Source organism: Polaribacter pectinis (assembly GCF_014352875.1).
Lineage (GTDB): Bacteria > Bacteroidota > Bacteroidia > Flavobacteriales > Flavobacteriaceae > Polaribacter > Polaribacter pectinis.
Genome location: NZ_CP060695.1, coordinates 3,197,064 through 3,211,118, shown reverse-complemented (window position 1 = coordinate 3,211,118; position 14,055 = coordinate 3,197,064). Strand labels below are relative to the sequence as shown.

Sequence of the window (14,055 nt, the reverse complement as noted above, 5' to 3'; positions counted from 1 at the left end):
GTTATTTTCATTTGCTCTTTCATTGAAAACCATATATTTGTAGGTTCAAACAAACAACAGATTTATGAGTGATTCTAGAAAAAGACACGAAGCTTTACTATACCACGCAAAACCAAAACCTGGTAAAATTGAAGTTGTACCTACTAAAAAGTATGCAACTCAACACGATTTAGCATTAGCTTATTCTCCAGGAGTTGCAGCACCTTGTTTAGAAATTGCAAAAGATAAAAACAACGTTTATAAATATACATCTAAAGGAAATTTAGTTGCAGTAATTTCTAACGGTACAGCTGTTTTAGGTTTGGGAGATATTGGCCCAGAAGCCTCTAAACCAGTTATGGAAGGAAAAGGTTTGCTTTTTAAAATATTTGCAGACATAGATGTTTTTGATATTGAAGTTGATGCAACTGACGTAGAACAGTTTATAGCTACTGTAAAAGCAATTGCACCAACTTTTGGTGGAATTAATTTAGAAGACATAAAAGCTCCAGAAGCTTTTGAAATTGAAACTAGATTAAAAGCGGAATTAGACATCCCAGTAATGCATGATGACCAGCATGGAACAGCAATAATTTCTGCTGCTGCATTAAAAAATGCTATTGATATTACAGAGAAAGACATTAGTAAAGTTAAAATAGTTGTTAACGGAGCTGGTGCAGCTGCAATTTCTTGTACAAGATTATACTTAAAGTTAGGTGTAAAAAGAGAAAATGTTGTTATGTGCGATAGTAAAGGAGTTATAAGAAAAGATAGAGACAACCTTACTTCACAAAAAGAAGAATTTGCTACAGACCAAGATATTACTACTTTAGAAGAAGCAATGCATAATGCAGATGTATTTATTGGCCTTTCTATGGGTAATGTAGTAAATCCAGAAATGCTATTATCTATGGCTAAAGATCCAATTGTTTTTGCAATGGCAAATCCAGATCCAGAGATAGAATACGATTTAGCAGTAGCAACTAGAGATGATATTATTATGGCAACTGGTAGATCAGACCATCCTAATCAAGTAAATAATGTACTTGGATTTCCATTTATTTTTAGAGGTGCTTTAGATGTTAGAGCAACTAAAATTAATGAAGAAATGAAAATGGCTGCTGTTCATGCTTTAGCAGATTTAGCTAAAAAATCGGTACCAGAACAAGTAAATATTGTGTACGATGAAGTTAGTTTAACTTATGGAAGAGAATATATTATTCCAAAACCATTTGACCCAAGATTAATTTATGAAATTCCTCCAGCAATTGCAAAAGCTGCAATGGATTCTGGTGTTGCATTAGAACCAATTGAAGATTGGAACAAATATCGTGAGGAATTAATGGAACGTTCTGGTTCTGGAAGTAAAGAAATTAGGTTGTTACATAACAGAGCTAAAAGCAATCCTAAACGAATTGTTTTTGCAGAAGCAGATCATTTAGATGTATTAAAAGCCGCACAAAGAGTTCATGAAGAAAAAATTGGAATCCCAATTTTACTTGGTAGAAAAGAAGTTATTTTAGAATTAAAAGAGGAAATTGGCTTTACAGGTGATGTGGCTATCATTGATCCAAAAACTGATGAAGAAAGCGATCGTAGAAATCGTTTTGGAGAAGCTTATTGGAAAACGCGTCAAAGAAAAGGAAGAACATTTTCTGAAGCAAAAAAATTAATGCGAGAACGTAATTATTTTGCTGCAATGATGGTCAATGAAGGGGAAGCAGATGCCTTAATTACTGGGTATTCTAGACCTTATCCTTCAGTAGTAAAACCTATGTTAGAGTTAATTGAAAAAGATAAAGATGTATCTAGAATTGCTGCTTGTAATTTAATGTTAACAAAACAAGGACCATTATTTTTAGCAGATACAACAATTAATGAAAACCCTACCGCTAAAGATTTGGCAAAAATTGCACAAATGACAGGTAATTTTGCAAGTATGTTTGGTATGAAACCTAATATTGCTATGTTATCTTTCTCTAATTTTGGTTCTTCAAATTCAGAAACTTCTAAAAAAATTAGAGAGGCTGTTTCTTATATTCATAGACACTTTCCAAAAGTAGTTATCGATGGAGAGATTCAGGCAGATTTTGCATTGAATCCAGAATTATTGGCTAAAGAATTTCCATTTTCTAAATTGAACGGAAAAAAAGTAAATGTGTTAATTTTTCCTAATTTAGAATCTGCAAACATTACTTATAAATTATTAAAAGAAGTACAAGGTGCAGAATCTATTGGTCCAGTAATTTTAGGCTTCAACAAACCTGTTCATATTTTACAATTGGGTGCAAGTGTAGATGAAATGGTAAATATGGCTGCTTTAGCTGTTGTAGATGCGCAACAAAAAGAAAAACGTAATAACAAATAAAAATAGTTACTTTAGAAGCCTATAAAAATAGTATATGATTACACAAGTTAGAGGAAGATTAGTAGAAAAAACCCCAACTGAAGTTGTTGTAGATTGCAATGGTGTTGGGTATTTACTGCATATTTCATTAAATACATTTACTAGTTTACCTGCTGATGAAAATGTAATTCTATACACACATTTATCTATTAGAGAAGATGCTCACACTCTTTTTGGGTTTATTAACAAAACTGAAAGAGAAGTTTTTAAATTACTAATTTCAGTTTCTGGTGTTGGTCCAAGTATTGCAAGAACAATGTGTTCTTCTATGACATCCGAAGAAATACAAAATGCAATTGCATCAGAAAATGTGGCTTTAATACAATCTGTAAAAGGAATTGGTGCAAAAACTGCACAAAGAGTAATTGTAGATTTAAAAGATAAGATTTTAAAAACTTTTGATATTGATGAAGTTTCTGTTCACACAAGCAATACTAATAAAGATGAAGCGTTATCTGCTTTAGAAGTTTTAGGTTTTCAAAGAAAACAATCTGACAAAATTGTAACTGCAATTGTTAAAGAAAATCCTGATGCTACTGTTGAACAAATCATAAAACTATCCTTAAAAAGCTTATAATCAATTGGATATAAATTTAAAAAAAATATTTTCATTTGTACTTTTTGCCTTTTTGGCAAGTAGTTTTTCTTACGCACAAACAACTACTAATAAAGATTCTACAGATGTAAAAAAAGATACTTTAAAATTAAGGTACAATTTTAATAAAAATCAAAAAGGTGGTTTATTTTTAGATGATTTAGCTGAAAAAACCATCATTTTTGACAAAGCATTAAATAAGTACGTAATTGTTGAAAAAATTGGTGATTACCAAACAAAAACTCCTATTTATCTTACTCGAAAAGAATACGAACAATATCGTTTAAAACGAGACATGTTACAGTATTTTAAAGACAAAGTAAGTGCTACAAACGGAAAGAAAAAAGGAGCAGCAGACGCACAAAAAGATTTACTACCCACTTATTATGTAAATTCTAAATTTTTTGAATCAATTTTTGGTGGAACAACTGTAAAAGTAACGCCTGCAGGAAGCTTAAATGTAAAATTAGGCTTCATATATCAAAATACAGAAAACCCACAAATATCAGAAGAAAACAGAAGTAGTTTCACTTTCGATTTCGACCAACAAATTAATGCAAGTATTAAAGCCAAAGTTGGTGAACGTTTAGAGTTTTCTGCTAATTACGACACACAATCTACTTTCGATTTTCAGAATTTAGTAAAAATAGATTTTACACCTACAGAAGACGATATTATACAAGGAATTGAAGCTGGTAATATTGCAATGCCAATTAAAAATTCATTAATAAATGGTGCGCAAAGTTTGTTTGGTGTAAAAACACAATTAAAGTTTGGAAACACCAATGTTACAGCTGTTTTTTCTCAACAAAATTCAGAAAGTAAAACAGTTATTGCAGAAGGTGGAGCTTCTATTCAACCTTTTGAATTAAGAACTACAGATTATGATAATGACCGTCACTTTTTCTTATCACAATTTTTTATAGATAATTATGCAAACTCTCTAAAAGATTACCCACTAATTAGTAGTCAAGTAAATATTACTAGAATAGAAGTTTGGATTACCAATAGAAATGCAAGTACGGAAGATTACAGGAGTATTGTAGCGTTTGCAGATATTGGAGAAACAAATTCTAACAACCCTGCAGATTATCAAAATTTAGTAAATAATAATGTTAACAGCACAGCTAATGCACCAAGTATAAATGTTGCCGGAAACACTATAAATCTACCAATAAACGAATCTAATAATATATACAGACAATCTATTTTAAACGGAATAAGAGATGTTTCTAATGTAGAAAAAACATTAAGAGATGAATTCTCAATGGCTCCTGGAACTGATTTCTCTATTCTAGAAAACGCAAGAAAGTTAGATATAAATGAGTTTACTTTAAATCCGCAATTAGGTTTTATTTCTTTAAACAGAAGATTAAATGATGGTGAAGTTTTAGCAGTTGCTTACGAATATACAGTTGCAGGTAGTGTAAACGGAACCACAAAAACATCTTTTAAAGTTGGTGAATTTTCTAATGACGGAATTCAAGCTCCACAAAATTTAGCTGTAAAATTATTACGTTCAGAAATTTTACAAACCAAACGTAAAAATGCTGCTAATGAAGACGAATCTTTTCCTACTTGGCGTTTAATGATGAAAAACGTGTATGCTTTAGGGGCTTTTCCGTTAACTCAAGATGGTTTTCGTTTCGAAATTCAATATAGAGATGATGCAACAGGAATTCCTTCTAACACATTACAGAATGCACAAACAGCGGGTATTTCTAATCAACCCTTAATACAAGTTTTAAATTTAGACCAATTAGATCAAAGTCAGTTTAAAAATCCAGATGGTTTTTTCGATTACGTAGAAGGAATTACAGTAAACTCTCAAAACGGGTATATCTTTTTTCCAGAACCAGAACCTTTTGGAAATGATTTAGAAGATCAATTAACAAACCCAGCAGATGACAACTACTTGTTTAAAGAACTATATTTAAACACCAAAATAAACGTAAAAAACAACAACCAAAACAAAGATAAATACTTCTTAAAAGGGTATTTTAAATCAGAAAATGCTGGCGGAATTCCTATTGGTGCATTTAACGTTCCTAGAGGTTCTGTAAAAGTTACTGCTGGTGGAAGACAATTGGTAGAAGGTGTAGATTTTGTGGTAGATTATCAATTAGGTCGTGTACAAATTATAGATCCAGGTTTGCAATCTTCTGGAACTCCAATAAGTGTTTCAACAGAAAATAACGCAGTTTTTAATCAACAAAGAAAAACCTTTATGGGTGTAGATGTTGAGCATAAATTTTCTGATCAATTTATAGTAGGTGCAACCATTTTAAATGTAAACGAAAGACCAATTACACCTAAAGTTAATTTTGGTTCAGAACCAATTAACAATACTATGTTTGGGGTAAATGTAGATTTTTCTACAGAAGTACCATACTTTACAAAATTGGCTAATAAATTACCATTTGTAGATACAGATGTGCCTTCTAATTTATCTATTAGAGCAGACATGGCATATTTATTACCTGGAACACCAAGTGGAATTGATGTTGCAGGAGCAGCAACTTCTTATATAGATGATTTTGAAGCATCGCAAGTACCAATTAGCTTACTATCTCCATTAGATTGGTATGAAGCTAGTACACCACAAAATAAAGCAAATGATATTTTTAATGGTGGTAGTAGTAATTTAGATTATAATTATAATAGAGCAAAATTAGCTTGGTATAATGTAGATCAAATATTTTACGGAGTCGGAGATACTCCTGCAAATATTACTGCAGATGAACTTTCTAGAGCAGAAACTAGACAAATAAATTATAAAGAGTTATTTCCAAATCAGCAATTAGATATTACACAAAATACGTTGGTTAGAACGTTAGATTTAGCGTATTTTCCTGAAGAAAGAGGTTCTTATAACTTTAACCCAAATGCAATAGATACAGATAGAGGTTTAAAATTGCCTAACCCAGAAAGCAATTGGGGTGGAATTACACGTGCATTAACAACTAATAATTTTGACCAAGCCAATGTAGAATACATTCAGTTTTGGATCATGGATCCTTACCAAAATTATTCAATTACAAATGCAGAAGGTTTACCACAAAATATCAACCCACAAGACCCATCTAATCAAGTAGGAGATTTATTTATTAATTTAGGAAATATTTCTGAAGATGTTTTAAAAGATAACCGTAAAATGTTCGAAAACGGTTTGCCAGAAGATGGTGCAAAAGTAAATACCGTAAACGTAAACAGAACAACTTGGGGAGATGTACCAAGAAATCCATCAATAATTTATGCATTTAATGAAGAAGATGCTGCTAGAATAAATCAAGATGTTGGTTTTGATGGTTTAAATAATACAGAAGAAAAAGATTTACTAAATATCCCTCAAAAATATAAGAACTTATTAGATCCTGCAGCAGATGATTTTCAGTTTTTTAGAGGAGGAAATTTAGATGCTGCAAACGCATCTATCATTACTAGATATAAAAACTATAATAACACACAAGGAAACTCGCCAACGTTAAATCAATCGCCAGAATCTTATCCTACTTCTTCATCAACTTACCCTGATGTAGAAGATATAAATAGAGACCAAACTATGAATACTGTAGAGAGCTATTTTCAGTATAAAATCTCTATGAACAGAAACGATTTGGTTAAAGGTAAAAACTTTGTTGTAGATGAAAAAACAACGCAAGTTACTTTAGAGAACGGAAATACCCAACAAACAAAATGGTATCAATTTAGAGTACCAATTAGAAGTGGAGAAGCTATAAACGATATTCAAGATTTTAACAGTATTCGTTTTATAAGAATGTATTTAACCAATTTTAAGATGCCTGTTGTTGTTCGTTTTGGTGAATTAGATTTGGTACGTGGAGATTGGAGACGTTATACAAAAACATTAGATGACAATATTAGTCCGCCAGAAGATTTACAAGGTAACGATTTACAAGATTTTGAAGTTGGTGTAGTAAGTATCGAACAAAATGAAGGAAGTTATGTACAACCTCCAGGAATAGAAAGAGAGCGTTTACAAGGAAGCACAACTGTACAATTACAAAATGAACAATCTGTAACTTTAAAAGTAAACAACTTACCCGCAGAGAAAATTAGAGCTATTTATAAAAATATTAGTGTAGACTTAAGACGTTTTAAAAATTTAAAAATGTTTATGCACTTGCAATCTAATTCTGGTTCTAATATAGAAGCACAAGGTTTAGCGGCTATTATAAGATTAGGTACAGATTTAGATGACAACTATTATCAAATAGAATTACCTTTAAAAGTAAGTCCAAATGGAACTTCTCAATTAGATGTTTGGCCAGAAGAAAATAATTTAGATTTAATATTAGAGCAATTAGGTAAATTAAAAATTGAAAGAGATGGTTTAGGTATTTCAGTTGCTCCTCCAAATAAAATATATCCTACACCTACAGCAGGAGATCCTAAACAACTAACAATTCGTGTAAAAGGAAATCCTACTTTAGCGCAGTTGAGAACTATAATGTTAGGTGTAAAAAATACCACTACATCTCCTTTAAGTGGAGAAGTTTGGTTTAATGAATTACGTTCTGCTGGTTTCGACAACAAAGGTGGTTGGGCTGCAGTTGTTAATGCAGATGCTAATTTTGCAGATGTTGCTAATGTTTCTGTTGCAGGAAGTATGTCTACCATTGGTTTTGGAAATGTAGAAGATAGAGTAAACCAAAGAAGTTTAGACGAAACAAAACAATATGATGTTGCAACAACTATTAATTTAGGAAAAGTATTAACACCTAAAGAATGGGGAATTCAATTACCAATGAGTTATAGTGTTGGAGAGAAATTTATAGATCCTAAATTTGATCCTCAATACCAAGATGTGACCTTAAAAGATGCATTAGAAGAAAATGATAATAGCGAGTTTTCTAGAGATTATACAAAAAGAACTAGTATTAGTTTTACCAACGTTAAAAAGAATAGAAATCCAAATTCTACAAAAAAACCTAAATTTTACGATGTAGAAAATTTAGCAGTTTCTTACTCTCACAACAAAGAATTTCACAGAGATTATAACGTTAAGAAGTATATAAATGAAAACGTAACAACTTCTGCTTCATATAATTTTAGTTTCAACTCTAAACCAATAGAACCTTTTAAAAATAACGATTCTATTTTTAGAAGTAAATACTGGAAACTACTAAAAGACATTAACTTTAACCCAATTCCTAGCACATTAGGTATTAATTCTAGAATTAATAGAAACTATAATGAACAACAATCTAGAAACTTGGTCGAAGGTTTATCTGAACAACCAGAATTAAAACAACGTAGATTTTTATTCGATTGGGATTATACCATTGGTTTCGATTTAACAAAATCTCTACAACTAAACTTTAATGCTACCAACAGTTATATCTATGATGCTTTTGACAGCCAAGAAGAATTAGAAATTTTTGACGATTTCTTTAACACAGGAAGAGCAACACATTATCATCAAAAATTAAATGCTACTTATAATTTACCTATTGATAAAATTCCATTTCTAAAGTTTGTAAAAGCAGATTATGGTTATACTGCAGATTTCGATTGGCAAGCATCATCACAAGATCAAACTGTGGTAGACAAAATTGGTAATGTAATTCAGAATGCAAATACCCACAATTTAAACACTACTTTAAGTTTAGAACAATTTTATAAAAGCCTTGGTTTCGAAAAATTATTACTTACCAAAACGCAACGTAAAAACTCTAAAGGATTAAACAGTTCTGGCTTACCTCCTACTCCAGGAAGAGTAAAACAAAAGAAAACATTATCTCTTGGCAAAAAGATTTTAAAAGGAGTTTATGATGTAGTAACTTCTGTAAAACAAGGTAAGATTAGTTACTCTGAAAACAACGGACAACTATTACCAGGTTACACAGAAGATATTGGATTTTTAGGAGGCGCACCAACATCATTTGCTTTTGGTAGCCAAGTAGATATTAGAAATAAAGCATTAGAAAATGGCTGGTTAGCAACACGCCATGTAGATAGTACTTACTATAACAAAACATATAGCAAAACACATTATAATAAGTTAGATTATACTTTTACTGTTAAGCCTATTAAAGATTTAAATATTGATGTTCGAGGAAATAAAATTCAAACACAAGATTTACAACAACAATTAGATGTTAGAGGTTCTATTTATAATTCTGAGGGAGAACTTACAGATGCAGCAATAGATTATGGTGTAGACGCATTTAAAACAGGAAACTTTAGTTCTAGTCACTCTATGATTTCAACCGCATTTACAGATGGAGATGTATTGTTTCAAAAAATGAGAGATTATAGAACTATTATTTCTAATAGATTAGCAACAGAAACAGGCGAAGATGTTGCTGGTTTTGGTGAAAATAGTCAACAAGTATTATTACCAGCATTTATGGCAGCATACTCTGGTAAAAGCCCCGGAAAAGTAAATACTGGTTTGTTTAGAAACATACCAATACCAAACTGGACAATGCGTTACAGTGGTTTAATGAAATATAAATTCTTTAAGAAAAACTTTAGCAATTTTGTTGTTTCACATGGATACAGATCATCATATACCGTATCTAGTTTTACTAATAACTTGCAGTATGACCAAAACAATCCTTTTGCAACACCAAACGCAAACTCTGGTAATTACGAACCAGAATTGTTGGTTTCAGCTGTTACTTTAGTAGACGAATTTTCTCCTCTATTAAAAGTAGACATGAAAATGAAAAACTCTTTTTCTGTTAGAGGTGAAGTAAAGAGAGATAGAACATTAACCATGAATTTTAATAACAGCACATTAACAGATATAAAAGGGACGGAGTATATCTTTGGTTTTGGTTACGTGTTTAAAGATGTAAAAATGAACACGCGTTTTACAGGAAAAAAACAAACCTTAAAAGGAGATATCAATTTAAGAGCAGACGTTTCTTTAAGAGATAATATTACACAAATTAGAGCTGTAGATGAAGATAATAATCAAATTAGTGGTGGACAGAAATTATTTTCAATTAAATTTACAGCAGATTATAGATTAAGTAGTAATTTAACCGCTTCGTTTTATTACAATCATCAAACGTCTAAATATGCTATTTCTACCACATTTCCAAGACAGGCTATTAATGGTGGATTTAACATCGTTTACAATTTAGGAGGAAACTAAAATTAATATCAACATAAAATAATAATTATAATGAACATTCCATCAGACTTAAAATACACTAAAGATCACGAGTGGATTAAAATTGAAGACAACATTGCTACTGTAGGAATTACAGATTTTGCACAAGGAGAATTAGGAGATATTGTCTATGTAGATGTAGATACGTTAGATGATACAGTAGAAGAAGGAGAAGTTTTTGGTTCTGTAGAAGCTGTAAAAACAGTTTCAGATTTATTTATGCCACTTACTGGAGAAGTTGTAGAATTTAATGAAGGTTTAGAAGATGAGCCAGAATTAGTTAACACAGATCCTTATGGAAAAGGCTGGATGATTAAAATTGATATTGCGGACAGTTCTCAAATAGAAGATTTATTAGATGCAGAAGCGTATCAAAGCCTTATTAAAGGATAATATTTTTTTAATAGCCATTTTTATAACTATATTAATTGGTTATTTAAGTCTAATGAAAATGCCAAAATATGCACCAAACGTATCTGGTATAGATAAATGGGAGCATAGTTTTGCTTATTTTACATTAACTATTTGTTGGTTATTTACTTTTTATAAAAAACCAACAAAAAAATATATAGTTATAATTTCTTGCATTCTTTATGGCATAGTTATTGAAGTTTTACAAAGCACAGTAACCTCTTACAGAACTGGAGATTATTTAGATATTCTAGCAAATACCCTTGGAGTTCTATTGGGATTACTGGTTTTTAATCAAATTTTGAAAAAAAATCGAGTTAAATAACAATAAGACTTGTAAATAACACATTTTTTTAATTAAATTAGCGAACTATAATAAAACTATCTACAATGGAAATTAAGAAAAATCCGAAATCGAATTTAGAGAACTACAGCAAAATATTTATGCAAATTGGTTTAGTTTTAGCCCTTTTTGTAACTTATGCAGCTATAGAAAAGAAAACATACGATAGAAATATTGGTGATTTGGGTACTGTTAATATGAATGCAGAAATGGAAGAAGAAATTCCAATTACTGAAAGAATAGAGCCTGTAAAACCTAAAACTCCACCACCACCAGCTCCAGAAAAAATTGAAGTTGTTGAAGATGAGAAAGAAGTAGAAGAAACTGTAATAGAATCTACAGAAACAGATGAAACAGAAGCTGTAGAAGTAGAAGAAATTGTAGAAATTGAAGAAGTTGAAGAAGTTGTAGAAGACGTAAGTTTTATGATTATTGAAGACGTACCTGTTTTTCCTGGTTGTAAAGGAAGTAAAAGTGAGTTAAAAGCTTGTTTTAGTAAAATGGTACAAAAACACTTTTCTAGAAAATTTGATGCAGAATTACCAAACGAACTTGGTCTATCTTCAGGTAGAAAAAGAGTATTTATTGGTTTTAAAATTGATAAAAACGGTAACATTGTAAACGTAAATGCTAGAGCTCCACACCCAAAAATTAAAAGTGAGGTAATTAAAGTAATGAAACAATTACCAAAAATGAAGCCTGGTAAACAAAGAGGTAAGCCAGTTGGTGTAAAATATAGTATTCCATTTACTTTAATTGTAGAGTAGACAAAAAAATATAGTAATATATAAAATCGTTTAGAGTAACTTCTAAACGATTTTTTTTGTGCTTATAATAATATCTCGTCACAACTAGTCCAACTACTTTTTTACAATAATAAACTGCTATAAATAGCATTTGTATTAAAGTTATAATAGGCTCAATACATTAAAGTAAATAAACATATTAATCGTAAAGTAGCTACTGTATAAATAGTTCATTAAACAAGAAATTAAGATCCGTAAAAATCTTATTGAAAGTAAATGCTAAGCAGGCTTAATTAACTTCAATAAAAAAACTCCAAAGAATTTTATTCTTTGGAGTTTAATAACCTTTAAAAATTAAATTTAAAAAGTATAATTATTTTCTATTGCTAGCTAATTTAGCTTCAGGTTTCCATAAGTTTACGTTAACAACAACGTTGTTATCATAATTAATCTCTTTTAAAGATTCTTTCGTCCATACAAACCACTTCCCAACTTTCTTACCATCATTATAATAAGCAAGTTGTATTTTATTACCTTCTTTATCAAAACGAGTCCATTCGCCTGTTAATTTCTTATCTTTAAAATAACCTTGTGTTTTTACAGCACCATCTTCAAAATAGTAAGTAGCTTTTACTAAATCTCCTTGTGCTGTATAAGTTGGCTGATTATCTTGAGAATACCCTATTGCCGCAACAAAAAAGATACATATTGCTATTAGTTTTTTCATGGTTCTATTTTTTATGGTTAACACTATATTTACAAATATATGTATTATTATAACAATTTACAAACATTTACATAACATTAACTTAACATTGGAATGAGCTAAAGAATAATTATTAAAAATATCCTATATTTACTATAATATTAATCTAATAAAAATTGAAATATTATGGCAGTAATGAAAGTTATTGAAGTATTAGCTAATTCAGAAAAAAGCTGGGAAGAAGCTACAAAGAAAGCTGTAAAACAAGCAGCAAAATCTGTAAAAAACATTAAATCTGTATTTGTTCAATCTCAAAGTGCAGTTGTTAATGGTGATGATGTTACTGAATTTAGAGTAAACTTAAAGATTACTTTTGAAGTAAATTAAGCATATAAAACTAACTACTATTTTAAGCGATTTAATTTAACTATTAAGTCGCTATTTATTTTGCAATTATTATGAAAACTATACAAATTATCTTTATTAGCTTGGTTGCAATCATCCATATTTATATTGTCTATTTAGAAATGGTTCTCTGGACAACAAAAAAAGGGATTAAAACATTTGGGTTAAAAAGTAAAGAATTTGCAGAAGAAACTAAAGTTTTAGCAGCAAACCAAGGTTTGTATAATGGATTTTTAGCCGCTGGTTTAATTTGGTCTTTGTATACAAAGAATTTAGACACAGCATTATTCTTTTTAATTTGTGTATTTGTTGCTGGACTTTATGGTGCTTTTTCAACAAAGAAAAAAACCATACTCTACATACAAGCAATTCCTGCATTATTAGGAATTCTATCAATACTATTTTTTTAAAATAATATTACTTCCTTTATCATTTCGTAATCAATAATTAAACTATTAGTTTTGCAATTCTAATAATTATTAAAATTAAAGATGGAAGAATATATTGAAAAAATTAAAGTATTACTAATAGAGTATACTCCAAACATTTTAACTGCTTTAGCAATCTTAATCATTGGTTTATTTATAATAAATTTAATGGTAAGAACTTCTAGAAAAGTAATGCAAAAGAGAGGTGTAGATATTACACTTCAACAATTTTTGGGCAACCTACTAGGCTGGATTCTTAAAATATTATTATTTATAACCGTAATTGCAAAACTAGGTGTTGCTACAACTTCTTTTGCGGCAATATTAGCGGCAGCAGGTTTAGCTGTGGGCTTAGCCTTACAAGGATCTTTAGCAAATTTTGCGGGTGGTGTTTTAATTATGATTTTTAAACCTTTTAAGGTTGGTGATTTAGTAGAAGCACAAGGTGAAATTGGAGTTGTTAAAGAAATTGAAATCTTTACAACAAAATTTACAGGCTTATCTAATAGAGAAATAATAATTCCAAATGGTTCTTTATCTAACGGAAACATTATCAATTTTTCTACTGAAGGTACAAGAAGAGTAGATTTAGTTATTGGTGTTAGTTATGATGCGGATATTAAAAAAACAAAACAAGTTTTAACTGATGTTGTAACATCTCATGCTAAAGTTTTATCTGACCCAAAACCTACAATTGCCGTTTTAGAGTTAGCAGATAGTTCTGTTAATTTTGCAGTAAGACCTTGGTGTAATACAGCAGATTATTGGACTGTTTATTTCGATTGTATGGAAAATATAAAAGAAGAATTAGACAAAGCAGGAATAGAAATACCTTATCCACATAGAGTAAACATTTCTAAAACGGAATGATATTTGATAAAACATATA

Annotated in this window: 10 protein-coding genes; 9 read left to right on the top strand and 1 reads right to left on the bottom strand. The window is 30.2% G+C overall.

The features are described 5' to 3' along the window. Nucleotides 1-64 precede the first annotated feature (64 nt). The 6 genes from H9W90_RS14375 (at nt 65) to H9W90_RS14350 (ending at nt 11,649) form a co-directional block, all read left to right on the top strand. A complete protein-coding gene (locus H9W90_RS14375; RefSeq protein ID WP_187482266.1) occupies nt 65-2,347 on the top strand; it encodes an NADP-dependent malic enzyme in 2,283 nt (760 codons plus the stop codon). 34 nt (nt 2,348-2,381) lie between these two features. Next, nucleotides 2,382-2,963: a Holliday junction branch migration protein RuvA gene (gene ruvA, locus H9W90_RS14370; protein ID WP_187482265.1), complete on the top strand. Its 582-nt coding sequence runs from the start codon at nt 2,382-2,384 to the stop codon at nt 2,961-2,963. A 4-nt stretch (nt 2,964-2,967) separates the two neighbouring features. Then, the gene (gene sov / locus H9W90_RS14365; RefSeq protein ID WP_254712502.1) at nt 2,968-10,110 is read left to right on the top strand and encodes a T9SS outer membrane translocon Sov/SprA; all 7,143 of its coding nucleotides are present in this window, start codon (nt 2,968-2,970) and stop codon (nt 10,108-10,110) included. Between the two features lie 30 nt (nt 10,111-10,140). Continuing rightward, entirely contained in the window at nt 10,141-10,521 is a 381-nt protein-coding gene (gene gcvH, locus H9W90_RS14360) for a glycine cleavage system protein GcvH (RefSeq protein ID WP_187482264.1), read from the top strand. Continuing rightward, complete coding sequence (locus H9W90_RS14355) at nt 10,487-10,864, top strand: VanZ family protein (RefSeq protein WP_187482263.1); 378 nt, start codon at nt 10,487-10,489, stop codon at nt 10,862-10,864. The genes gcvH and H9W90_RS14355 overlap by 35 nt, the downstream gene beginning before the upstream one ends. A gap of 65 nt (nt 10,865-10,929) precedes the next feature. Beyond that, entirely contained in the window at nt 10,930-11,649 is a 720-nt protein-coding gene (locus H9W90_RS14350) for an energy transducer TonB (RefSeq protein WP_187482262.1), read from the top strand. Between the two features lie 352 nt (nt 11,650-12,001). Here the strand turns inward: H9W90_RS14350 and H9W90_RS14345 are convergent, their stop codons facing one another. Beyond that, nucleotides 12,002-12,355, bottom strand: coding sequence for a toxin-antitoxin system YwqK family antitoxin (locus tag H9W90_RS14345; protein WP_187482261.1), 354 nt, complete (start codon nt 12,353-12,355; stop codon nt 12,002-12,004). Nucleotides 12,356-12,520: 165 nt separating this feature from the next. On the opposite strand from H9W90_RS14345, the gene H9W90_RS14340 reads away from it, so the two are divergent. From H9W90_RS14340 to H9W90_RS14330, 3 genes are all read left to right on the top strand, one after another. Next, nucleotides 12,521-12,721: a dodecin family protein gene (locus tag H9W90_RS14340; RefSeq protein WP_187482260.1), complete on the top strand. Its 201-nt coding sequence runs from the start codon at nt 12,521-12,523 to the stop codon at nt 12,719-12,721. Nucleotides 12,722-12,792: 71 nt separating this feature from the next. Next, nucleotides 12,793-13,149 (top strand): DUF1304 domain-containing protein, encoded by a 357-nt coding sequence (locus tag H9W90_RS14335; RefSeq protein ID WP_187482259.1) that lies wholly within the window; start codon nt 12,793-12,795, stop codon nt 13,147-13,149. Nucleotides 13,150-13,230: 81 nt separating this feature from the next. Beyond that, nucleotides 13,231-14,037 carry a mechanosensitive ion channel family protein gene (locus H9W90_RS14330; protein ID WP_187482258.1) on the top strand — a complete coding sequence of 269 codons (807 nt, stop codon included), beginning with the start codon at nt 13,231-13,233 and terminating at the stop codon, nt 14,035-14,037. Nucleotides 14,038-14,055 lie beyond the last annotated feature (18 nt).

What these genes read in the sequence shown, in the direction of transcription:
- H9W90_RS14375 (WP_187482266.1), top strand. Translation starts at nt 65, where the DNA reads ATGAGTGATTCTAGAAAAAGACACGAAGCTTTACTATACCACGCAAAA.
- ruvA (WP_187482265.1), top strand. Translation starts at nt 2,382, where the DNA reads ATGATTACACAAGTTAGAGGAAGATTAGTAGAAAAAACCCCAACTGAA.
- gcvH (WP_187482264.1), top strand. Translation starts at nt 10,141, where the DNA reads ATGAACATTCCATCAGACTTAAAATACACTAAAGATCACGAGTGGATT.
- H9W90_RS14330 (WP_187482258.1), top strand. Translation starts at nt 13,231, where the DNA reads ATGGAAGAATATATTGAAAAAATTAAAGTATTACTAATAGAGTATACT.
- H9W90_RS14340 (WP_187482260.1), top strand. Translation starts at nt 12,521, where the DNA reads ATGGCAGTAATGAAAGTTATTGAAGTATTAGCTAATTCAGAAAAAAGC.
- H9W90_RS14350 (WP_187482262.1), top strand. Translation starts at nt 10,930, where the DNA reads ATGGAAATTAAGAAAAATCCGAAATCGAATTTAGAGAACTACAGCAAA.
- H9W90_RS14345 (WP_187482261.1), bottom strand. Translation starts at nt 12,355, where the DNA reads ATGAAAAAACTAATAGCAATATGTATCTTTTTTGTTGCGGCAATAGGG.
- H9W90_RS14355 (WP_187482263.1), top strand. Translation starts at nt 10,487, where the DNA reads ATGCAGAAGCGTATCAAAGCCTTATTAAAGGATAATATTTTTTTAATA.
- H9W90_RS14335 (WP_187482259.1), top strand. Translation starts at nt 12,793, where the DNA reads ATGAAAACTATACAAATTATCTTTATTAGCTTGGTTGCAATCATCCAT.